The 23,673-nt window shown below is 39.6% G+C and carries 14 protein-coding genes and 2 pseudogenes; 4 read left to right on the top strand and 12 right to left on the bottom strand.

Annotated features, from left to right (window positions below; genetic code table 11):
- Nucleotides 1-56: 56 nt before the first annotated feature.
- The 6 genes and pseudogenes from ACU5DF_RS07375 to ACU5DF_RS07350 form a co-directional block, all read right to left on the bottom strand.
- Nucleotides 57-1,538, bottom strand: coding sequence for an efflux transporter outer membrane subunit (locus ACU5DF_RS07375; RefSeq protein ID WP_446712375.1), 1,482 nt, complete (start codon nucleotides 1,536-1,538; stop codon nucleotides 57-59).
- Nucleotides 1,525-4,624, bottom strand: a pseudogene (locus ACU5DF_RS07370) (efflux RND transporter permease subunit). Before ACU5DF_RS07370 ends, ACU5DF_RS07375 begins: the two are co-directional and overlap by 14 nt.
- Nucleotides 4,625-4,630: 6 nt before the next feature.
- Entirely contained in the window at nucleotides 4,631-5,725 is a 1,095-nt protein-coding gene (locus tag ACU5DF_RS07365) for an efflux RND transporter periplasmic adaptor subunit (protein WP_446712374.1), read from the bottom strand.
- Nucleotides 5,726-5,810: 85 nt separating this feature from the next.
- Nucleotides 5,811-6,701, bottom strand: a complete 891-nt coding sequence (locus tag ACU5DF_RS07360; protein ID WP_446712373.1) for a LysR family transcriptional regulator — start codon at nucleotides 6,699-6,701, stop codon at nucleotides 5,811-5,813.
- Between the two features lie 239 nt (nucleotides 6,702-6,940).
- Nucleotides 6,941-7,972 (bottom strand): HlyD family secretion protein, encoded by a 1,032-nt coding sequence (locus ACU5DF_RS07355; RefSeq protein WP_446712372.1) that lies wholly within the window; start codon nucleotides 7,970-7,972, stop codon nucleotides 6,941-6,943.
- A complete protein-coding gene (locus tag ACU5DF_RS07350) occupies nucleotides 7,969-8,280 on the bottom strand; it encodes an Mg2+ and Co2+ transporter (protein WP_446712371.1) in 312 nt (103 codons plus the stop codon). Before ACU5DF_RS07350 ends, ACU5DF_RS07355 begins: the two co-directional genes overlap by 4 nt.
- Nucleotides 8,281-8,489: 209 nt before the next feature.
- Here ACU5DF_RS07350 and ACU5DF_RS07345 point away from each other — a divergent pair, with 209 nt between their 5' ends.
- Complete coding sequence (locus tag ACU5DF_RS07345) at nucleotides 8,490-9,395, top strand: LysR family transcriptional regulator (RefSeq protein WP_446712370.1); 906 nt, start codon at nucleotides 8,490-8,492, stop codon at nucleotides 9,393-9,395.
- A gap of 121 nt (nucleotides 9,396-9,516) precedes the next feature.
- Nucleotides 9,517-10,713 (top strand): leucine-rich repeat-containing protein kinase family protein, encoded by a 1,197-nt coding sequence (locus tag ACU5DF_RS07340; protein ID WP_446712369.1) that lies wholly within the window; start codon nucleotides 9,517-9,519, stop codon nucleotides 10,711-10,713.
- Between the two features lie 21 nt (nucleotides 10,714-10,734).
- Here the strand turns inward: ACU5DF_RS07340 and ACU5DF_RS07335 are convergent, their stop codons facing one another.
- The 4 genes and pseudogenes from ACU5DF_RS07335 to nirB all read right to left on the bottom strand — a co-directional run bounded on the left by ACU5DF_RS07335 (nucleotide 10,735) and on the right by nirB (nucleotide 16,922).
- On the bottom strand, nucleotides 10,735-12,498 hold the full coding sequence (locus ACU5DF_RS07335) for a bifunctional protein-serine/threonine kinase/phosphatase (RefSeq protein WP_446712368.1): 1,764 nt from the start codon (nucleotides 12,496-12,498) through the stop codon (nucleotides 10,735-10,737).
- A 66-nt stretch (nucleotides 12,499-12,564) separates the two neighbouring features.
- Nucleotides 12,565-14,035 (bottom strand): annotated as a pseudogene (locus tag ACU5DF_RS07330) (NarK family nitrate/nitrite MFS transporter).
- Nucleotides 14,036-14,043: 8 nt separating this feature from the next.
- The gene (gene nirD, locus ACU5DF_RS07325; protein ID WP_446712367.1) at nucleotides 14,044-14,376 is read right to left on the bottom strand and encodes a nitrite reductase small subunit NirD; all 333 of its coding nucleotides are present in this window, start codon (nucleotides 14,374-14,376) and stop codon (nucleotides 14,044-14,046) included.
- 11 nt (nucleotides 14,377-14,387) lie between these two features.
- Nucleotides 14,388-16,922: a nitrite reductase large subunit NirB gene (gene nirB, locus ACU5DF_RS07320; RefSeq protein ID WP_446712366.1), complete on the bottom strand. Its 2,535-nt coding sequence runs from the start codon at nucleotides 16,920-16,922 to the stop codon at nucleotides 14,388-14,390.
- Between the two features lie 383 nt (nucleotides 16,923-17,305).
- Between nirB and ACU5DF_RS07315 the strand changes: the two genes are divergently transcribed.
- Entirely contained in the window at nucleotides 17,306-19,783 is a 2,478-nt protein-coding gene (locus ACU5DF_RS07315; RefSeq protein WP_446712365.1) for a molybdopterin oxidoreductase family protein, read from the top strand.
- 96 nt (nucleotides 19,784-19,879) lie between these two features.
- Here ACU5DF_RS07315 and astB read toward each other — a convergent pair whose 3' ends face one another.
- The gene (gene astB, locus ACU5DF_RS07310; RefSeq protein WP_446712364.1) at nucleotides 19,880-21,214 is read right to left on the bottom strand and encodes an N-succinylarginine dihydrolase; all 1,335 of its coding nucleotides are present in this window, start codon (nucleotides 21,212-21,214) and stop codon (nucleotides 19,880-19,882) included.
- Nucleotides 21,215-21,544: 330 nt separating this feature from the next.
- Here astB and ACU5DF_RS07305 point away from each other — a divergent pair, with 330 nt between their 5' ends.
- A complete protein-coding gene (locus ACU5DF_RS07305; RefSeq protein ID WP_446712363.1) occupies nucleotides 21,545-22,747 on the top strand; it encodes a putative manganese transporter in 1,203 nt (400 codons plus the stop codon).
- A gap of 58 nt (nucleotides 22,748-22,805) precedes the next feature.
- On the opposite strand, the gene ACU5DF_RS07300 is transcribed toward ACU5DF_RS07305, so the two are convergent.
- Nucleotides 22,806-23,531 carry a helix-turn-helix domain-containing protein gene (locus ACU5DF_RS07300; RefSeq protein WP_446712499.1) on the bottom strand — a complete coding sequence of 242 codons (726 nt, stop codon included), beginning with the start codon at nucleotides 23,529-23,531 and terminating at the stop codon, nucleotides 22,806-22,808.
- Nucleotides 23,532-23,673 lie beyond the last annotated feature (142 nt).

The following is a 23,673-nucleotide window of genomic DNA, read 5'->3' as shown; positions in this document are numbered from 1 at the left end:
CTCTCACCGTGAACTATCAATGAACGTTCACGGTGTAAGTCATTTACTATGTGACACTAAATCTCCCACTCTCCACCCAGAGCTTTGTGTAACCCCACCACTGATTGCGCCGTTTGTAACTTAGCGGCCACGACTCTGTCTTTCATCATATTATGTTGTCGTTGTGCATCTAATACTGACAGATAATCAATCAAGCCTGCATTGTATAAAGCATTGGCTTTGCTTAACGCGGTCTCTGTTTGTTGCTGTGCTTCGGTAATGCTTGCTTGGTATTTCTGGCTGTTACCATAAGCAAACAGCAACGTTTCTACTTCTGCAAAGGCGCCATTTACCGCGTGTTGATAAGTAAGAACGGACGTTTCAAGACGCGCTTCTTGAATATCGACCATTGCCTCTCCTCGACCACCATCAAATACAGTCCAACTTACGCCTGCACTTGCCATCCAACCAAATGAACCACTGTTAAACAAATCATCAAAATCTCCTGCAACTAATCCTGGCGTGCCGGTTAAAAATACTTTCGGATAACGACTTGCGATAGCGGCACCTAACTCTTCATTCATTGCCGCTATTTCTCTCTCTGCCATACGAACATCAGGGCGACGTTGCAATAAATCTGACGGCAGCCCAGTAGGGATAATACCGGCTAATTCTGGAGTGACTTGTTCAATCGAATCATCTCCTAGGTTTAATGAACGGGTCGGTTGCCCTAACAAAATAGCCAGTCGCTGCTTGTGAATATTCGCTGCAATGTCTAATTGAGGAATAATCGCCTCTGTCGCCGCCAGCATGGCACTTGCCTGAGAAATATCAAGCTCTGAGCCATAACCATTATCAACCACTTTTTTCACCAGTTTCAACGTGCTTTTTTGATCTTCAATCGTTCCCATTGCAATCGCTTTACGCTCTATTGCGCCGCGATATTGCAAATAGTTACTTATCACATCAGCCGTTACCAAGGTGTTTAACCCACTACGGTAAATCTCGACTTGTTCTTTTCTTATTTCAGCCGCATCAGCTTGGCTATCAATGCGACCAAATAAATCCATTTCCCAAGCGATGGTGGCCCCTACACCAAAGCCATCTTGCTGTTGATCCATTAATGTCACGCTAGAACCAACAAGAGGTTGAGCCGCAGCAGGTACTCCAATAGGCGAAACCGCAGCGCCTAATAAAGGATCATTTTCACTGATTTGATAATTGACATACCCAGCACCAAGGCTAACGGTTGGCACTTTAAATGACGACACCATTTCATGATAAGACTGCGCCATTTTAATGCGCTCAGAAGCAATTCGTAACGGAATATTCTGCTGCTGTGCGTCTTCAACCAATTGGTTTAATATTGGGTCATTAAACCCTTTCCACCACGCTTGATCACTTGATAATGTTTGTGAACCATTTACGCCTTCAATCTGCGTATAGGCTTCGCTCATCGTCATTTCTGGCGGAGTATAATCTGGCGTCATGCTACAACCTGTCAGCATACCAGCCAAGAATAACGCTTTTGTTATTGTCGATACTTTATGCATTTTCATGACGAATACCCTTCATGTTAAGTTCATTTTTGATTGACGCCATTTCCACATTTACATCGTTATTTGCGCGATCATTTTTATAGAACAATTTATACATTGCAGGCATTGCTAGCAGTGATAAGAACGTTGCCGCTGCAAGTCCACCAATAATGGTTGCCGCCATTTGATCGAATAATCTATCTGATAATAATGGGATCATGCCTAATGCCGTGGTTAATGCACCTAATGAAATCGCCATGGTTCTGTTTAGCGTTGCGTCTTTAATCGCATCATCTAATAACTTGCCTTGCTTACGTTCTAGTTCAATTTGGTCCATCAATACAATGCCGTTTTTCACTATCATGCCAGACAGCGCTACTGCACCAATTAACGCCATGTAACCGAAAGGCTTATCAAATAACAGCAGACTTAAACTTGCCCCCGTCGCCGCCAAAGGCACGGTGGTTAGAATAATCACAGGCTGCTTAAAGCCGTTAAACATTGCCACCAAAATAATCACCATAAAGATCAGTGCTTTTGGTAGTTGTGAGAAGGTATCCATGATTGAGCGATGTTCATCATAATATTCCCCACCCCATTCCAATGTGTAACCATAAGGCAATTGAATCGCTTCAATCTCTTCGAGTACTTGTGAGCGAACTTGCGCTGCGGTTTTTTCTGTAATCGCCGCTTGAGCCGTGATTGATGGCACACGATCACGTCGCCAAATCATGCTTTCTTCGTTTTTCAATTCAAAGCCATCAACAACTTGCCCTAATGGTACAGAATGAATGCCTAACAATGATTTTACTGGGATAGTTTCTAATGATGCCATGCTTGATTCTGGGCTTTTTAATAGTAATGGAATTAACTCATCACCTTGCTGCATTGCCCCTAATATCATGCCATCTGACGAGCGTTTTAATGCCATTGCAATATCAGCACGATTAATCCCCGCACGACGCGCCTGTTCTTGGTTAATGATGGGTACTAATACTTTACTGGTTTGACGCCAATCATCACGCACGTACTTGGTGTATGGGTTCTCGTTAAAAATCGCTTGAGCTTCTTGAGACAATCCACGTAATACATCTGGATCTGGCCCTGTAAATCGCGCTTCAATGCTGAACTTATCTTTCGTTGCCAGTTTCAATGAACGGAATCTTGGTTCAGCTTGAGGAAATTCACTCTCTAACCATGCATCACCACGTTTAATTAACGGCTTAATTGCGTCGTAATCAGTCGTATTAATCACGATTTGGCCGTAACTTGGATCAAACGGCTCAGGCTCTACCGTCACTGAGAATCGAGGAGCACTTGCGCCCACATAGGTTGAGATTAAATCCACTTCAGGTTGTTCTAATAACCACGCTTCTATACGCTTCATGTCTTTTGAGGTTTCTTCAATTTTAGCGCCATTTGGCAACCAATAATCAAGGAATACAACAGGACGATCCGAACTTGGCATAAAGTTAACCGAGATTTGAGGGATAACCACCGCCGTCATTAGCAGCAACGGAACCACCGCAGACAACGCTCTTTTTAGGATTATCGACTGTCCAACCTATCACCTTTTTAAAACGACTTGGCTTCACGAACTCTTCACTGCCCACTTCTGGTTTTAGCCATAACCAACACATCAATGGCGTAATGGTCATTGCAACCAACCATGAAAGTAACAACGATGAACACATGATTTTAAACACAGAGCCAGCAAACTCAGCCGCATCGGTTTGTGAGAATAACACAGGGCTAGCGCCCATAATGGCAATGAACGTTGCCCCTAATAATGGCAATGCTGTTTCCTGAATACAATCGGTCGCGGCTTTGGTTTTTTCAATGCCACTTTTTACTTTTGAGGTGTACATATCGGTAATAACAATGGCGTTATCAACTAACATACCCAGAGCTAAAATGAAGGTACCTAATGAGACTCGCTGTAAATCAATACTCGCTAGGTACATATAAATAAGCGTTAATAATATCGTAACGAGCAAACTGGTCCCAACAATGGTCGCGCTTTTGAATCCCATAAAGATCCACAATACAACGACAACAATCAGCACACTTTCTAATAAGTTTAAAACGAAATTATCAATCGATTTTTGTACTTCATCGGGCTGAAAAGCAACAATCCCAACTTCAACGCCAACAGGTAATGTTGATTGATACTCAGCAATGACCTCATCAATGCTTGATCCTAAACTCACTACGTTAATACCACTCACAGGGCTCACCGCTAACGTCACTGCATCAATGCCATTATAACGACTTAGAGATAACGCAGGCGTTTGATAACCCATTGATACATCTGCAACATCTTGCAATCGAATAAGTCCAGTACCTAGCTCGCTTATCCCCCCTTTTAGAGTGAAGTTTTGAATATCTTGCAGCGATTGGAATGAGCTACTTTGATCAATACGAATACGTTCATGACCTGCTGCCATACTGCCTGCATCGAACACCATGTTTTGACTATTTAATTGGTTCAATACTTGAACGGTAGATAAACCATAAGCCGCTAAACGCTCATCGGTAATATCAATATTCACCACTTGGTTTTGAACACCATGTAGCTCAATTTTTTTAATCCCATCGACCGTTTTTAAACGACGTTGTAACTCTTTCGCGTATAAACGTAAATCGGCAGGTGACGTATCTTCTCCATAAACAGAGAAAAGCATGCCGTACACTTCAGAGAATTCATCTTGCACAATACTTATCTGTGCTGTGGCTGGTAAACCAAGCTTCACATCCGAAACTTTACGGCGTAATAAATCCCATTCTTGAGGTAATTGCTTTGATGAAATCGATTCTTTCAAATCAATAAACACCATCGACATACCCGGTTTAGATAGCGATCGTAATTTCCAAAGCGATCCCATTTCTTGTAATTTTGTTTCAACTTTGTCTGTCACTTGCTGTTCAACTTCTTCAGCAGAAGCGCCAGGATATAGCGTGACAACCACGGCACTTTTTACCGTAAAGCTTGGGTCTTCTAATTTACCCAATTTAAAATACGATAACCCACCCGCTATCACACACAACACGGTAAAGAAAATAACGAAGGTTCGTTGTCTTATAGCAAATTCAGCTAAATTCATCATAACCTCCTATTGAGTAACAAAGCGCAGTGGACCAACAGGGTCACCGTCTTTTAGATAATCAGCACCCGTAACCACGACTTTATCGCCAACCATTAGCCCCGTATTAATACACGCTTGGTTTGCATCTAATGAAGCCAGTTCTACGTGTCTACTTTCAATTTCATGGTCATTCGCCAATAAGACTTTTTGTTCGTCTTTTTGCCCGATAAGTGCAGAATAAGGTAAACAGTACGCATTATTTGCATAGGCAAAAGGGACTGATACTTTTACGGCTTTACCCGGAAGTAAATAGGCCGGCTTTTCTGACACATCAAAGCCATCTAATTGAAAAGTGACTCGGTAGGTTTGCTTAATAGGATGAGGTTGCGTTCCGACCTCTTTTAATGAGGCACTGTAAATCTGTTTTTCTTGATACCAACTGATATTGGCACGTTGGTTTTCTTGAAATAAATGCGCGAGGTTTTCAGGTACATCAATCACCGCTTCCAGTTGGTTTGGTTGATGTAACGTAAAGATGCTTATTCCCGGAATGGCTTGCTCAAACTGTTCAAATTTTTGATTTGAGATCACACCATCAAATGGGGCTTTTAACTCGGTATAGCCTAATGCATCATTTGCTCTGATTAGGTTTTGTTGCACCACTTTTACCATTGCAGCACTGCGTTTATAACCACTTAATGCTCGATCAAGATTCACTTTAGCTATTGCATCATCTTCTGTAGCTTGTTTTACTCGAAGGTATTCTGATTTCGCTAACTGATGCGCGGCTTTTGCTTCACTTAATCGCGCTTCAATTTCTAATACTGATATTTTGTAATCGTGTGGATCTAAACGTGCAATCACATCCCCTTTAGAAATGCTCTGGCCTTCTTGTACCAAAACATCATGAATAGTACCGGGAACACGAAATGACAGCTCCGCAGTCTCACTGGCTTGTAACGTACCAGAAAATTGTTTAATGCTATGAGTTTGTTGTGTGCTTAATTCTACAACTTCAATTGGACGAGGTGTTTTTTGTACAACCAAAGGCTGAGTTTGGTTACAGCCAACCAACGCTACACTAGATAACGCCAATACACTTATTAATTGTTGTTTTTTCATCACTGACTCCTAAGATTTTAGAGTCAGTGTATAGATATAAAGGAGTGAGATAAGCCAGTAAACGCGACAAACACTGTCTCAAAATTCAAGACAATGATACAAGCTTCGGCATTTCGATTAATAAATGGTCAATTAATAATCGAGTGACTCGAGAGATCCCTTTTTTTTCAGGTGACAGTAACCAAACATCCTCATTTGCTGAGCAATACTCTGGCAAAATATGAATGAGCTGCCCATTTCGTATTTCATCCCCAATAAGCATTGGCGGTAAAAAGCCAATTCCACGCCCATGAATAATGGAGTTTTTCACAAAACCAATGCTGTTACTGGTTAATTTAGTCCCGACCTGTAGATGTTCATCATTCAAATGCCATTGGTTTTCTATTTCACCATTTGGCCAGCGATAACAAACACAATCGCAGTTTTCAATATCTTGTATTTTATTTATATTCGGATTCAGCGCGAGATACTCAGGGCTTGCGACTAAAATTCGTTTCAATCCAAATACTTTTCTCGCAATAATATTACTGTTGTGTAATTCCCCTCCATGTACCGCCAAATCTAATCCTTGTGGGTACATGTCTAGAAAACCATTATTAATAATACGAATATCCAACTCAATGTCTGGATACTTATCTTGAAATGAAAAAATAATGTCTTGCAACGGGCCATTACTTTCTGGAAGTAAACCAAATTTGATTTTACCCTTCGGAGAATCAGACACCTGCTGAGCCGCATCATTGGCTTGTTCTAACGCCTCTAACGCTTTCAATAATTTTTGATGATAAGCCTCACCATGTTGCGTCAGAGATAATTGTCGAGTAGTACGAAAGAATAACGAAACACCTAAATGCTGTTCTAACTCACTTATTCTACGGCTTACGTTCCCTCTTGGTAGATCCAAAGCATTAGCCGCCGCAGTAAAACTACCAAGCTTAACGACGACAGTAAACAAGGTTAAATCTTCAACTTTCATACTTTCCCTTCATCATTAAAAATCCACTATGTCATAATTTTCATGACAATTATAGTAATAGGCTATTCGTATTTTAGACCTATCGGTACCACATACTTAAACAGAATAATTAAACAAACAAAAAGTGCATAGTACTTAGCTTGGTAATACGACATCATAAGTAAGGATCAAAAAAAGCGAATTAACTGCCCTCTCCGCAGTTAACTCGCTTTCTTTAAAATGTAGACTAAACAGTATAACTACAAAGCTTGTAAATATGACTTTGCCGCAGTTAAACGAACCGTCGCTCCACCAATAATATCCATAAACCCTAAGATTGAATGTGGCTTCTCAGCACTGATCCATGCCGAACCTGTCGCTCCAATAGGTAGCATATCCATCGTATCTTGATCTATTTCAAGAATAACCGTTCGGCCGACTGGTGCAGACCCCCGTTGAATATGACTGGATACTGACTGCTCTTGAGGTAATAAGCTGCCTTGAGCTTCACCTGTTGCTTTTACTACGCTATGCACTCTTGATCTAAAAATCTCACCAGGGTAAGCACTAACAAAAAACTCACTAAATTGCCCCGGCTTAATATTTTTATACGATTGATCTGGTATACGCATTTCAACAAACTTTTTACTCGTATCCCACAAATGGAGTGAACCAATACGAGAGCCATCAGCAATAAATATGTGTGTCACCATGCCATCAAACGGTGCAGTAATCGTTAAGCGGTCTAATTCAAAATTTAGGTTTTTTAATTGTGCTTCTAACCCAAGTTGCTTCGCTTCAAGTACATGAATATCGGCAATAAGCATTTCAACCAAATCTAAAGACTCTTCAGTATCACGAACCGAGACATGCTCTTTCATTCCTACATTACGTTTATGGTTGCGTTCCGCTTGTTGCAATGCGACTTGCTTTGCTTCAATGCTTTTTTCTACCTCAAGTTGAGCAGATTCCACCTCAATAATGGCAGAAGTGATTTTGTCATCTTTGAGTAAATAAAGAACCTCACCTTTTTTGACATTTTGATTATGATCAATATAAATCTTATCAATATGTTGGCCTACAGAAGGAGATAATACGGCATGAGGCGCTTTCACTGTGGTCGAATTGGTTAAATCCGCTGGCGAATAGAATCGATGTCCAAAAAATAGTGCTAGCGCTAAAATTACACCGACAAACGTTGTGACAAAGTAATTCCCTGCGGTTCGCTTTAAGACATTAAATTTAAACAATAACCAAACGATTAAGATATACGGCAGCATAATCTCTTTCATGATTGCGCTCCTCTAAACCAAATTTGGACTTTATCCCAATCGGTGACAATGGCAAGAACTGCAAGCACCCATAATGGTTTCCACACTAGACCTAAAATACACATCCAAAAAATCAATTTGGCCTGTGCTAATCCCTTTTCTTTTGCCAGATGCTTTGGAATAGAATGAATATGCCAAATCTTAGCGGCTACCCATGAAATAATGCCAACCGTAACTAAAATGATAAACCACATAAATACAATGGAATCGAGAAGTGCATAAACACTAGGGAGGTTTTCAAACTCTAAACTTGTAGGGTGTATCTGCATATTGCCACCACTCTTTAAATTTTTATTATCCCTAGATTTAAAAGCCCTCTTATTCCTTAAAATGGCACATCTAAATTTGATGCAATTAAAGTAACGAATACGAAGCGCTCTACCAATGGCATATATGTATTTCTGATATAACAGATTTGATATTTCTAATGAATGACGTTAGTTTATAGTTAATCGATATCTATCAATAAGGGCATAAAATGGATTTAGCCAAATTTGATCTTAATCTACTTAAAACCCTCTTAGTGCTACTGCAAGAAAAAAACACCAATAAAGCAGCGGAACGGCTTAACACTAGTCAACCGGCAGTAAGTCGTACTCTAGCCAAGATCCGAGAAGAATTTGATGATCCTTTATTTATCCGGCAGTCTCGCGGATTAAAACTCACACCAAAAGCTGAAGAATTGGCGATCAGTTTACCTAAGATCTTCGAAGCGCTTGAAGGAACACTACAGAACGACAGCTTCTCGCCCAAGCAACTAACAGGACAAATCAAGATCGCAATGAATGGTTTTGTGATTGAAACTCATGGGTATCAGATCTGCCAAGCAATTAAAAAAGATGCGCCTAATGTCAGCATTGAACTCCACAGTTTTACTCAAACAACTGCGGATGATTTAATTAACGGCGAGCTCGATTTTGCTCTTAACTATTATCCTATTGATGTATCCAAAGAGTTACGACAAGTACCGGTCGGTTTATTTACTTATGCTGGTATCTGTAATATTAACCATCCGATGGCAAATAAGACTATCGACCTTCAAGAAGTTTTTAATTATCCCCTTGCCGGATTAATCGTTCCTGAATTTAACTTTAAAACCATGTTAGCGCCTCAATACTCAGATAGAGATATTACCAATCAACCTGAATTCCGCTCTCAGCAAGTCAATCCCATTTTGAAAGCTCTTGAAAACTCAAACATGCTGTTTATTGCCCCACAGAGCTTAATGGATGTACTTGACCCTAAAAAATACGCTCTTGTTAAAGTAGAAGACAAACTAAAGCGGCATGAGATGAAAATCGCATTAATTTACAATACTAAGTATATGAATTCAGAAAAGTTTAACTGGATAGAACGATTAGTGGATAGAACGATTAGTGGATAACATTTTGCCCCCTAAGATGACTAGGCATTAATCGAGATTCACTGTTATTAGATTTCTGAGCATAAACACCGTACAATCTGCGGCTAATTTCCGTTAACATTTCAATAGTAGGAAGATAAGTTTGCATACATTAGCTCAGTTAACCTCTGGTGAACTACAAGGTATTACTCGACTTCAATTAAGTGACAACCTAACCGAATTCCCATTAGACATTTTATCTTTGGCTGATTCTTTGGAGATCTTAGATTTATCGAATAATCAACTAACTACGCTACCAGAAGAAATCACCCAGTTAACCAAGCTAAAAATCTTCTTTGCTTCTAATAACCCGTTTACTGTGTTCCCTGATGTTCTGGCGCAGTGTCAAAACCTTGAGATGATTGGATTCAAATCGTGTCAAATTCAGCATGTTCCTGAAAATGCCTTTCCACCAAAATTGCGTTGGTTGATCTTAACTGATAACCAAGTTGAAGCATTACCTAACTCATTAGGTGATTGCCACTTAATGCAAAAATTGGCATTAGCAGGCAACAAGTTGACAGAATTACCAAGTAACCTGTCCCAGTTACACAACTTGGAATTACTGCGTATTTCAGCAAATCAGTTAATCGAATGTCCAGAACAGCTATTTGATTTACCAAAACTGGCGTGGTTTGCCTTTGCGGGTAATCCATTCTGTAAATCGGATTTAAAAGTAAAATCAGTGCCGAGTCTTGCGTCTTCAAGTTACACCTTAGAAAACGTTTTAGGCCAAGGGGCTTCAGGTGTTATTTCTAAAGCTCGTTGGAATAAAGAACAAACTGATTTCCCACAAGAAATTGCCGTTAAAGTATTTAAAGGTGAGGTCACAAGCGACGGTTACCCTGAAGATGAATTACAAGCATGCTTGAAAGTGGGCAATCACCCAAGCGTAGTGCAATCATTAGCGCAAGTAAGTGAAGACAATCATCTCGCGTTGATCATGAATTTGATCCCATCGCATTACCAAAACTTAGGTTTACCACCAAGCTTAGAAAGCTGTACGCGTGATACTTTCCCTGATGGTTTCACACTATCACTAGAGCACATTAATAAAATGACCGCTGAAATGCGTAATGTGTTTGAGCACCTGCATGATAACCAAGTGTGTCATGGGGATTTATATGCGCATAACACCTTATTTGATGCAGACGCAAATATTATCTTTGGCGACTTTGGTGCCGCGAGTATGTACCACATGCTAAGTGACTCTCAGCAGCTAAAAATTAGAACTATTGAAGAACGAGCATTGAATCATTTTGCCGATGATTTAATGAGTGTGCTTCACTCAAAAGCATAATTAAGCGAAAACATATTTTAATTACATCAAATAAACAAACTCAATAATAACTATTAAACCGAGAACAATAGAGAGCCCTTTCCAAAACAAAAGCGGCTCTCTTTCCATTAAGGGTTGGGCGCGTTTGTTTATTAGTAATTGAGGGTTTGGTATGGTTAAATCAGCCATAAACTCACTCATGTGTTGGTAACGCTTTGAAGGAATAATGTGACACGCTTTCTTTATCGCTTCATCAATCCAAATTGGAAGATCTACATTGTGTAATAACAACGAATAGTATTCGCTTTGTTGTGGGTGCCTTGTCAATAATCCTTGCTGAGTTATCTGCTTGTAGGGCAAACAATGAGTACGATCTTTATCTGATAAAATCTCATAACAAATAACACCTATGGAATAAATATCAGATTGATGCGTTGCTTTATCACCTGTTATATATTCAGGCGCGGTGTAATTTAGCTCGCCCAAAGGATAAGTATCGCCTAACACTTGCAATGCTTCTTCCAATCCATCCGCTGTTGCTGCACCAAAATCAATCACCACGACGATATTGTCTAGAGTGATCATAATATTCTCAGGTTTTAAATCTCTATGCACAATCTGTAATCGTTGTAGCACTCTTACCGATTTTATAATGCCATCAATAATAAAGCGCATTTGACTAAGCTCAGGCGTCGGATTATCTCGCATCCATTGTCTTAGTGTAATGCCTTCAATATACTCACACACATGATAGATAAAACGACTATCACTCACGCGTGGCAGTATTTTCATCACTCTCTTGCTGTTCACCTTTTCTCCTATCCACTGCTCTCTGAGATATGAATACAGATAGGGCTTATCTTCGCTAAATTGTTGTGATGGTGCTTTAATGACGCAACGTTCAGCGTTCTTTTCATTGGTAGCTAAATACACATGACTACGAACTCCTGAATAGATAGTCTCTTCAATTCGATAATGATCAATCTTCTGGCTTACTTTCAATACTGGTGGAATATGGCACTGATCTAATAAGTGTAATAGCTCTTGTGAGGTCTTATTGGGCAGTTGAAGTACATCAACCAATAAACAACTTACGTTATCTTGTGAGCCATTATCCAGTGATTGATGGCAAAGATGCGTCGCCATTGATTCTAATGACAGTTGACTCATGCCCTTTTGCGACAACTCAAGACTCAACTCCTCATTAGACAATACATCATGAACTCCATCCGTGGTCAGCAGTAATACATCGCCTTCTTTTAAAGCGACAGAGTGATAATCAACATCTAATTTACTGTCCATCCCCAATGCTCGGGTAAGGTAAGCTTCCCTCCTTACGCCTTGTCGTTGATGATCATGTGTTAACTGTTGTAATTTATCTTTTCGATAAAGGTAGATACGGCTGTCTCCAACATGAAAAACATGCGCCGTATTAGATTTAATCACCACCGCTGAAAATGTGGTTAGCCAACCATTATGATGAAGATCATTGTCTTTTCGTTGCTGATACAACCATGAATTTATCGAGAGTAATACTTTGGTTGCCGATTGTTTTACACTCCAACTATCAGGCGTTGAAAAGTAATCATCAACAAACTGAGTCACGCAAGTATGACTCGCTTGTTGTCCTTTATCGCTGCAACTGACGCCATCTGCAATACAAACCACATCACCTTTAAATCGTTGCTCAGAAACAGAGGCGTGTTTAACGATAAATGCATCTTGATTAACCTCTCTCTTTCCTTGAGTCGAGTAACCACCAATACGTAAATCTAACTCATGCTGAGAGATCATTTGATGCGACATGAAACACGCCTCCTTGCTGTTACCCATCGAAAAGCCACTTTCAAAGATGGCTACCTAAAGCTTAGTTTAATGAGAGACATCGATGAGTGTAATGCTGCCGTCATCATTCACTTCGGTGATCTTCCCTTTTGGCTCTTCCATCAACAATAACGTTGCAAAGCCAAGCACTGCCGTTGCTGCTATCACCAAGAAAAAGGTTTGATACTCAACAAAGGAAAGTATCGTTAGATAAACCACAGCGCCTACATTGCCATACGCCCCAGTCATCCCCGCTATTTGTCCTGTCATACGACGTTTAATTAATGGCACCGTAGCAAATACGGCACCTTCACCCGCTTGAACAAAGAAAGAACATGCCATCGCAGCCACTACAGCAAGCCATAGTGGCCACTCACTATCAACTTGCCCCATAACAAAATAGCCGACTGCCAACCCTGCGGTTAAGATCATTAATGTCGGTTTTCGACCAAATCGATCCGATATCCATCCGCCTCCAGGACGTGACATTAAGTTCATGAACGCATACGCCGAAGCTACCATCCCTGCCATAACAGGGCGTCAGCTCAAACGTATCTAAAAAGAATAATGGCAGCATAGATACAACGGCTAACTCTGACCCAAAGGTCGCAAAATACAAAACGTTTAATACCGCGACTTGCTTAAATTTGTATTGGTGATGTGGCGCAACATCATTAGTAAATATGTCTTTATTAACCTTCCAGACTTGCGATACTTCATAAAAATAAATCACAATTAACGCGATATAAATTGCATTAACCATCATGATTGAAAGCATATCGATGCCCGATGGTGACAATTTCCAAGCCAACAACGCTAATGCGGCATACATTGGGATTTTCATAATCAAAAGCAGATAGAAGTCACTGATAGAGGTCACTTCCATTGCCGTTAAATGGGCAGGTTTAAAATACGTAGCGCCTTTTGGTGTATCAGTAACATTCGCATAAAATACAAAAGCAAACAGTAAACTCATTACTCCGGTGATCGCAACTGCATAACGCCAGCCCTCATCACCACCAAACCATAAGGCAACCGTTGGCAACGTAAAGGCCGCGGCGGCAGAGCCAAAGTTACCCCAGCCGCCATAAATGCCTTCAGCAGTACCTAGCTCATGATGAGGGAACCATTCAGAAACTAAACGAATACCGACGACAAAGCCTGCTCCTATGAATCCAAGTAAAAAGCGAGCAATGGCTGCTTGCATAAACGAATCAGAAAAAGCGAACATAAAGCAAGGAAGAGAACAGACTGCAAGTAAGGCAGAATAGAGCACTCTCGGTCCATATTTATCCGTTAGCATTCCGACAATAACTCGTGCAGGGATCGTCAAAGCGACGTTCAGAATTAATAAGGTTTTTATCTGCTCAGAGCTTAATCCAAGCGTTTCTTTAACAACATTAAGTAAAGGGGCAAAGTTAAACCACACCATGAATGTAATAAAAAAAGCCATCCAGCTTAAATGCAGTACTTTCATCTTTCCTGAAAATGAAAACAGTGAAAATTTATCGGTCATCATTGAGTCCTTTAATGAGTTAGACATATTTGTACATGGTGATCCATCACCCGCACAGGGTAAATCGTTAACGATATATCCGGTTGCTCTATACACACCCCGGTTTCTAAATGAAAGTGATGCTTATAAAGCGGAGAAGATAGGTAAGGTTCACCCTCTAATGACCCCATCATTCCTCGTGAGATCACGTTCGCTTGGCCTATCGGATCGTAATTTGATAACGCATACAGACGCTCACTTCGCTTACAGTAAAATAGCGCAACTTGCTTATCCTCGACTTTGGCACACGCCCCTAATTGTGGCGTTAACTCATTAATTTTACAGATGGTAATCCAATTACTCATGATCTTATTCCTTATTCGACCAATGTGATTTCAATAGCAGAGCTGTCGCTTTTAACTTTGGGAAATTTTTGCTCACGCGCCTTTATAAACTTAACTCCTTCATCCACATCATTACTATTGATGTAGTGTTGGAATCGTTTCAGTTTCTCAGGGTTTTCAATCGTAGTTTTCCATTCACATTGATAATTTCTAATGTTATACGCCATTTCTTTCTCTAGCGTTTCAGCTAAATGGAGTGAATCATCGATAATTACGGATCTTAAATACTCCAATCCGCCCTCCAGATTTTCAAGCCAGACAGAGGTACGTTGCAGGCGATCAGCGGTACGAATATAAAACATTAAGATCCGGTCGATATAAGCAATTAACGTATCTTCATCTAAATCAGTAACAAACAAGTCCCCATGACGTGGACGCATTCCACCATTTCCACACACATATAAGTTCCAACCTTTATCTGTCGCGATAACGCCAATGTCTTTTGATTGCGCTTCTGCACACTCACGAGTACAACCAGAGACTGCAAATTTTATCTTATGAGGAGAGCGTAACCCTTTGTATCGGTTTTCTAATTTAATCGCTAAACCAACGCTGTCATTAACACCATAACGACACCATGTACTACCAACACACGACTTAACGGTTCGCACCGACTTACCATAGGCATGACCCGTCTCAAATCCAGCATCAATCAGCTTTTTCCAAATAACAGGCAGCTCACTAAGATGCGCACCAAACAGATCCACTCGTTGCCCACCAGTGATCTTGGTATATAAATCAAACTCTTTCGCTACCTCTCCTAGTACAATCAATTTATCAGGAGTGATCTCTCCCCCTGCAATACGTGGGACAACCGAATAAGTACCATCTTTTTGCATATTGCCAAGATAAATATCATTAGTATCTTGTAACTCTGCATGATGGTTTTCAAGAACGTACTCATTCCAATAAGAAGCCAAAATTGACCCAATCGCAGGTTTACAAGTAATACAGCCTAAACCTGAGCCGTGGCTGTTTAGCACCTCATCAAAAGTACTAATCTTATTGATACGAATAATATCTGCGAGCTCTTGTCGAGAATAAGAAAAGTGTTCACATAAATGGTTATTCACCTCGACACCTAGCTGACTTAACTCACTGTCTAATACTTGCTTTGCTAGGGCAGAACAACCACCACACCCAGTAGAAGCATTTGTGGTTTCTTTTAGCATCGACATACTGGTGCAGCCAGCACTTACCGCTTGCTTTATATCGCCTTTAGTTACATCAAAACACGAACAAATTACCGCGGTATCAGGCAGGGCTTCAACGCCGATAGCTGATGAATTATCCTCTTTTACATTGGGTAAGATTAACACTGAAGGTTGCTCTGGCAATGGCATGTCATTTTGCTTTAATTGAAGTAGCGTGCCATACGCATCAGCATCGCCAACAAGTACTGCTCCCACAATTTTCTTACCATCTTTTGAAATAATTAGTCGTTTATACACTTGCTCGATTTCATCATGATAAGTATATGATTGTGCGCCTTCCGTTTTATCATGAACTTCTCCAATACTGGCGACATCTACTCCTAATAGCTTTAACTTGGTACTCATATCCGCACCAGAAAACTCAGAGACTTCTCCTAAAATATGCTTAGCTGCGACTTTAGCCATTTGATAGCCAGGAGCAACTAGGCCAAAGATCTGCTGTTGCCATAACGCACATTCACCAATAGCGTACACATTATCAATCGAGGTTTGGCATTGATCATTAATCGCAATCCCACCTCGCTCTCCCAGTTGGATTTCAGTCCCTTTTGCTAATGTATCTTGTGGTCGAATGCCTGCAGAAAAAACGATCATATCAGTTTCTAAATAGGAGCCATCCGCAAAATTCATTCGATAACGAGACGTCTCCCCTGCAATAATTTCTGTGGTCGCTTTTTCGGTATGAACTGACACCCCTAAGTCTTCAATTTTACGACGTAATAAAGCGCCTCCGCCTTCATCGAGCTGTACCGCCATTAATCGAGGCGCAAACTCAACAACATGAGTATTTAAACCAAGGTTTTGTACCGCATTAGCCGCCTCTAACCCTAGTAAGCCTCCACCAATAACCACCCCTGTTTTACTCTCTTTGCTTGAGGCTTCAATAGCATCTAAATCTTCCAATGTCCGATACACATGGCAATGCTCTTGATCATTTCCAGGGATCGGCGGAACAAAAGGATAAGACCCTGTAGCAAGTATCAATTTATCGTAGCTTTCAATTCGACCTTTATTAGTCAATATTTGATTTTTAGCGCAATCAAGACGGATCACCTTTTCATTAACAACAAATTTAACCCCATTTTGTTGATAATAATCATGCGTTGTCAGTGCTAAATCATCGGCTGTTTTACCTGTTAAATAAGACGTTAATTGCACACGGTCATACGCCAATCTCGGCTCTTCTGAAAAAGTGATAATTTCTATTTCTCTTTGTGATGAGGCTAAGAGGGTTTCGATAAATTTATGCCCTACCATGCCATTACCAACCACAACAATCCTTTGCTTACTCATATGGCTATCCTTTTTAAAAGTATATAAACACATTCAGCAAAGAGAGTGCCACTCTAGATAAATTAAGATAAACAAATTTAAATTATCAATTATTTTCAATACGTTAATAAATAAAATCTCTAGTTACATGAGGGAAAATAAAACATAAATACATTTAAAATAACTAAAAATGCTCACTTGTAGTGCATTTTTATCTAAAACAGTGCAATTATTAAATTAAAGTTATCACTCTAGTAGAGCCCACAATCTACACCATGACAAATCATCCAATAAACCACTGAATAATAAGAATTATATTTAAATAAAGACTCATTTTGAAATAGTGAAATAATGGCTCAAACTTTGCTCTATCTTTATTAATAGCATTTTAATAAGGAATAGAGATGAGTGATGATAAATGGACAAAAACCACCTGTGCGTATTGTGGTGTCGGTTGTGGTATAGAAGCAATTCCGAATTCCAATGGCTCATTAACCATCAGAGGAGATAAAGATCATCCTTCCAATTATGGTCGTTTATGCACAAAAGGAGCCGCATTAGGTGAGACAGTAAAGAGTGATAATCGTCTACTTCACCCAATGTTAAGAGCTAGAAAAGATCATAATCTATCCACTAGTAATTGGCCTGAAGTGACTCAACACATTGCAGAGCAATTTCAGCAAACCATACAAAAATACGGTCCTGATTCTGTCGCCTTTTATGTTTCAGGACAGCTGTTAACTGAAGATTACTATGTCGCAAATAAACTAATGAAGGGTTTTATCGGCAGTGCTAATATCGACAGTAACTCACGACTTTGTATGGCTTCTAGCGTGGTTGGGCATAAACGTGCATTTGGCAGTGATACGGTTCCCATCTGTTATGATGATCTTGAACACGCCGAGTTAGTTGTTATTACCGGATCAAACTTGGCTTGGTGTCATCCCGTTTTATTTCAACGCTTACGAACAGCAAAGCAGGATAATCCGGATCTAAAAATTGTCGTTATTGATCCTCGTAAAACAGAAACCTGTGACATTGCCGATCTCCACCTTCCTATTCAATCTGGATCAGATGTGGCTTTATTCAATGGCTTACTTAGCTACCTTGCCAAGCACAATAAGCTTAATCATGATTACATAAGCAAACACACTAACGGCTTCGATAATGCAGCTCATAGCACCGAAAGTGATGGCATAATAGAAGAAGTAACTAATATTAACCATTATCAAATAGAGCAGTTTTATCAATGGTTTTCCCAATATAAAAATGTAATTACCATTTACTCTCAAGGTGTAAACCAATCATCACAGGGATCAGATAAAGTAAATAGTATTCTTAATTGCCATTTAGCTACGGGGAAAATCGGTTATCAAGGCTGTGGTCCTTTCTCTATTACCGGTCAGCCAAACGCAATGGGAGGCCGTGAAGTCGGTGGATTAGCCAACACCCTTGCCGCCCATATGGAGTTTGATAACCCAACACATCATCAATTGGTCTCTGATTTTTGGCAAACAGACGCTCTTGCAACAAAAGAAGGGGTAAAAGCGATTGATCTGTTTGATGCAATGGATAACGGAAAGATAAAAGCGATTTGGATCATGGCTACTAACCCTGTGGTGAGCTTACCTGATACTCAAAAAATCATGTCCGCTTTAAGAAAATGTCCTTTTGTTGTGGTGTCTGATTGTATTAATAACACCGATACCATGGAATTTGCCGACGTGGTGCTTCCTGCTCAAGGCTGGAGTGAAAAATCAGGCACGGTAACGAATTCAGAACGAAGGATTTCACGTCAACGCCGTATCTTACCTAGCCCTGAACAAGCCAAACCTGATTGGTGGATAATCTCTCAAGTTGCCCAACAAATGGGCTTTAAAAAGCAATTTAGTTATCGACATGAAGGAGATGTATTTAAAGAATACGCACAGATGACCACATTAGGGCAGAAAGATAAGTCTAGAGATCTTAATTTAATTGGCTTAACAACGCTAGATGACCAAGGCTACAGTGAATTATCGCCTCAGCAATGGCCGGTATTAGAGTTACAAACCAAAATTGAGCATCAGCGTTTATTTTCTGATGGGCAATTTTATACTGCAGATAAAAAGGCTCATTTTATTGCAGTAAACTATCAACCTCCTCAACAAACCACAACGGCTACTTTTCCTTTGTTATTAAATACGGGAAGAACACGAGATCACTGGCACACCATGAGCCGAACTGGATTATCAGAAACATTAGCCTCTCACGCTCCTGAGCCTTTTGTGCAAATTCATCCTAATACAGCAAAGGCATATCAACTCGAAAACGACCATATAGCGACGATTTACAATGTAAACAGTGAAATTCAAGCACGAGTAAAAATCACTGACGACATTACTGAGTCCTCCCTGTTTATGCCAATTCATTGGAACAGTTCAACGGCTAAAAACAGCAAGCCTTGCCTATTAATTAACCCCTACGTAGATGAGATATCAGGCCAACCGGAATTCAAACACACACCTGTTAATATCAAAGCATGGCAACACAAGAGCGAAGCCTTATTTATCACTAAGACTAAAATAAACACTGTAAAGTTTGATTATTGGGTGATAGAGAAAATACCAAATGGCTATTTATATCGCATTGCTAGCGCACTGAACACAATAGAACTAATAATCCAACTAAGTAATTTGTTAGCCAATAAAAACAATAAGATTGATAAAAAACTAATACTAGAGCCAAAAGGAGAATATCGTCAAATCGTGCTGACTAATTCACACTTACAGGCTGCATTTATTGTTAGTAATAAAATAGAAAACAGCCAAAAGGAGTGGTTATTGACACTCAATCAACACCAGGATTATGAAGCGTTAGAATCTCACTTTTTTACTCTATAAGCTAAATTGAAGAATAAAAAATGGCTTTATATCAAATTTATACTTAACTACGACTTAATTCGCTTAAGCATAATCTGATTTAAAGCCATTAATCACTTATTTTTGGAAAGGATACACCGAGCCTAACTGCATGATTTGTGTTAACTCATCCAATGCTGCACGCGATTCCAATAACAATTGTGGATCCGCAAGATCTTTATCTTCAATACGATCTCGGTAATGCTTATCAGCCCACAAATTTAACGTTGTAAATAGCTGAGCGTTCATCAAGGTATGCTGATTGACGGCTTTTTGCTCTGCTTCATTTAACACCACACGTAGACGTAAACACGCTGGCCCACCGCCATTTTGCATGCTCTGTTTTAAATCAAAGGTATGCAATTCATCAATGCCACGTTTTTGCTCTACAAGCTCATTTAGATACGCCCATACTCTTGGATTCTCACGGCAATGCTGTGGAAGAATGATCAAGGTAGTCCCATCTGGTTTAGTGATTAATTGACTATTAAATAGGTAAGTTTCAACCGCATCTTGAACCGATACCTTATCTGTTGGAACCTCAATAACATTAAAGTCAGAACCATAAGAAGCACTTAGCTCTAACTTCACTTGTTCTTGATTCAAAAATGCTTGTTGATGGCAAAATAAGGTGTTCTTATTACCAACAGCAATAACATCATTATGGAATACACCTTGGTCAATAACATCAGGGTTCTGTTGTGCAAACACCGTAAATTGCTCGCGTAAACCATGCGTTCGTGCAATTGCTTCACTCGCTTCCAATGTCTGGCGTGCTGGGTATTTTTTCGGAGCAAGGTAGCTCTCATCAAACGCACTTTTACCAAAGACAAAAAACTCGACGCCTTGTTCGCCATATTCATTACAAAAACGAGTGTGGTTTGCTGCACCTTCATCACCAAAGTAATCACTGTGAGGCAACGCTTCATGGTGAGCAAAGTGTTTTTCATCCGCAAACGTGGCTTTTAAGATATTACCCGTCACTTCATCTTCAATTGAACGGTGAAATTTATTAATTAAGTTAGCAGGAGTAAAATGAACTTTGCCATCAGAGGTATCAGCACTTGGAGAAACCGTACCTGCGTTTGCTGTCCACATGCTTGAGGCTGAGCTACACGCAGCGAGTAGTTGTGGTGAATATTGATGAGATTTTTGTAACACCTCTGCGTCTGAACCAGAAAAACCTAAACGACGCAGAGTATGAATGTCTGGACGCTCTTGTGGCGCTAACACCCCTTGAGTAAAGCCCATATCATGCAGAGCCTTCATTTTTTCTAGGCCTTGCTTTACTGCTTGTTTTGGGTTCGATGCGCCGGATTTATTATTTTTAGAGGCGATGTTCCCTACCGATAAACCGCTGTAGTTATGCGTTGGCCCAACAAGGCCATCAAAATTCGCTTCAACTGCTTTCATATATTCCCTCATGACTGTTCTTTACTGCGTATTGAGTTCTTTGACTCAATCTATTTCGCTGATAGTAGCAAATTAAACTCAGTCAGCAGCATTTAATCTCATCAAACAAGCGTGCAATCACAACTTTTATTTAACATTTACGCGATTTTAATTAACTATTCTCCGTAATCAAATATCTATGCAGATTTCTATTCCAACGCTGGGTCATATCATAATTTATACGGTGACCAGCTACTTATTCATCAGGAAAAACTATTAAAATGATAGTTGATAATAATTCTCATTTGCATATACTAATAATCATTCGCATTTACTGATGGCTTTATTATTATGATGACTACTCATTCTTTCTCACAATCACTCTCGCTTTCGCAGTTTTCACTGCAACACAAGCGTCTATTATTGCCTATCACTTTATTAGCCTTAGTGGGGGCCGAAACGACAAGAGAGATCACCGTCACAACCTTATCTGATGCTTTTTGGGCGGTATCTACCTACGTAGCTTTCACATTGGTTATTTACCATTACCTCTCGAATATAATGGGTAAAACCAATCGTATTACTGCGCTTTATAATAAGTCTCGTACCAACCAAGTGGTGTTTTCATCTTTACTTGGTGCTCTGCCTGGCTGTGGCGGTGCCATTGTAGTTACCACCCAATACATTAGTGGCAAAGTAGGTTTTGGGTCAGTGGTTGCGGTTTTAACGGCTACTATGGGTGATGCGGCTTTCTTATTAATTGCAGCGCAACCTAAAGTGGGGTTTGGTGTAATGGCATTAGGCGTTGTGGTTGGTGCCATCTCAGGCATTGTTGTAAATGCATTACATAAAGACGACTTTTTACGCCCTGAGACTCAAGATAAACAACAAGATCAAAACTCTGAAAATTCAGAGCAAAGCACATCATGCTTACAAGTAAAGGCGATCAACTTACAGGGTGTATTTTGGAAATGGGTATTAATTCCTGCAACAGTGATTGCCCTACTCGGTTCGTTCCAAGTGGATATAAATCAGCTGTTTCATTTACCCCAACACAGCATTGAATGGATTGGCGCAATATTAGCGATTGGCAGCATGATGTTATGGTCATTAACCAAAGAGATCAGTGATTATCAATCAACAGTTTCAGAAGATAATAAGTGTGTAAGTTCTCATCCAATGCAAAAGGCAGCACAAGACACTAACTTTGTCTCAGCTTGGGTAATTGTCGCTTTCTTAATTTTTGAACTAACCACCTACTTTTCAGGCATCAATTTACAAACGGTATTCTTAGGCTATGGAATGTGGATGCCACTGATTGGTTTGGCGATTGGTTTACTTCCAGGTTGTGGTCCTCAGATTTTAGTTACGAGCCTGTATTTATCCGGCGCAATGCCAATGTCAGCACAGCTTTCAAATGCAATATCAAACGATGGTGACGCCCTATTCCCAGCGATTGCATTAGCACCAAAAGCGGCAATGGTTGCGACCTTCTACTCAGCAGTTCCAGCCTTTGTGGTTGGTTATGGTTATTACTTCTTGTTTGAAATGTAAATTATAAGCAGTAAAGATACGTCGCCTCTAATAATGAGGCGATTCTACTATCGATAATTTATACTAGATTTTCAGGTCTCTTTAACTCAGGGTGATAAGCCCCCTTTGCTCCCATATCAACAATCGTATATTCAAAAGTATCACCCACAGAAGAATTCCTCGTTTGACTCAATTTTAATGCATTCATCATTAACTCTTCTAATTTCAGATTATACTCGAAAAACTCTTCTTCCGTTAAACGTAGCTTACTTGTAATAAAATAAGCATCTTTCTTCAATGGGTTAACGTATTCTACCCTTCTTTTCAATCCATCAATTACATGATTTTTATAATATATTTGAAATCTTGACGTATCAGGAAACGCAATATGTCTTGGAACAATCAACTTAAACGTTAGATTAGAAATTATTGATATTAAATCTAATTTTTCTAACTCTCGTAAATAAAGATACATTGATGATTCATTCAAATCATAAAAATTCATCAATTGTTTTGAGTTCATTTTTTCACTAAGAATACTATATAATAATGTATATAACTCTGGTGACTTAGTAAAAGCGATATCTTGTTCTTTAGTAAATAATGGAACAGATGCTATATTTTTTTCTGCCTCAGCTATAATGGAAGATAAAGAAACTTGGATTATTTCAGATATTTCTGAAACCCTTAAAATAGATAACGATTGGTGTCCATTCAACATTCTTTTTATACTAACTTCAGAGACTCCCATATTCTCACTTAGATCTCTATAAGATAAGCTAGCTTTTTTTAATTCTCTCTTTATTACTTCACAAGTTTCATTGTTTTAACTTATCCATCTCATCTACTCGTATCTAACCAATACCTTCAAGGTATCATATAACGTCACTTTTATCGTAACAATTGCAGATAAAGTTTCAATAATAGATCCTTTAAGCATAGTTTAG

The organism is Aliivibrio wodanis, from assembly GCF_052920805.1.
This window is presented reverse-complemented; position numbering and strand designations above follow the sequence as displayed.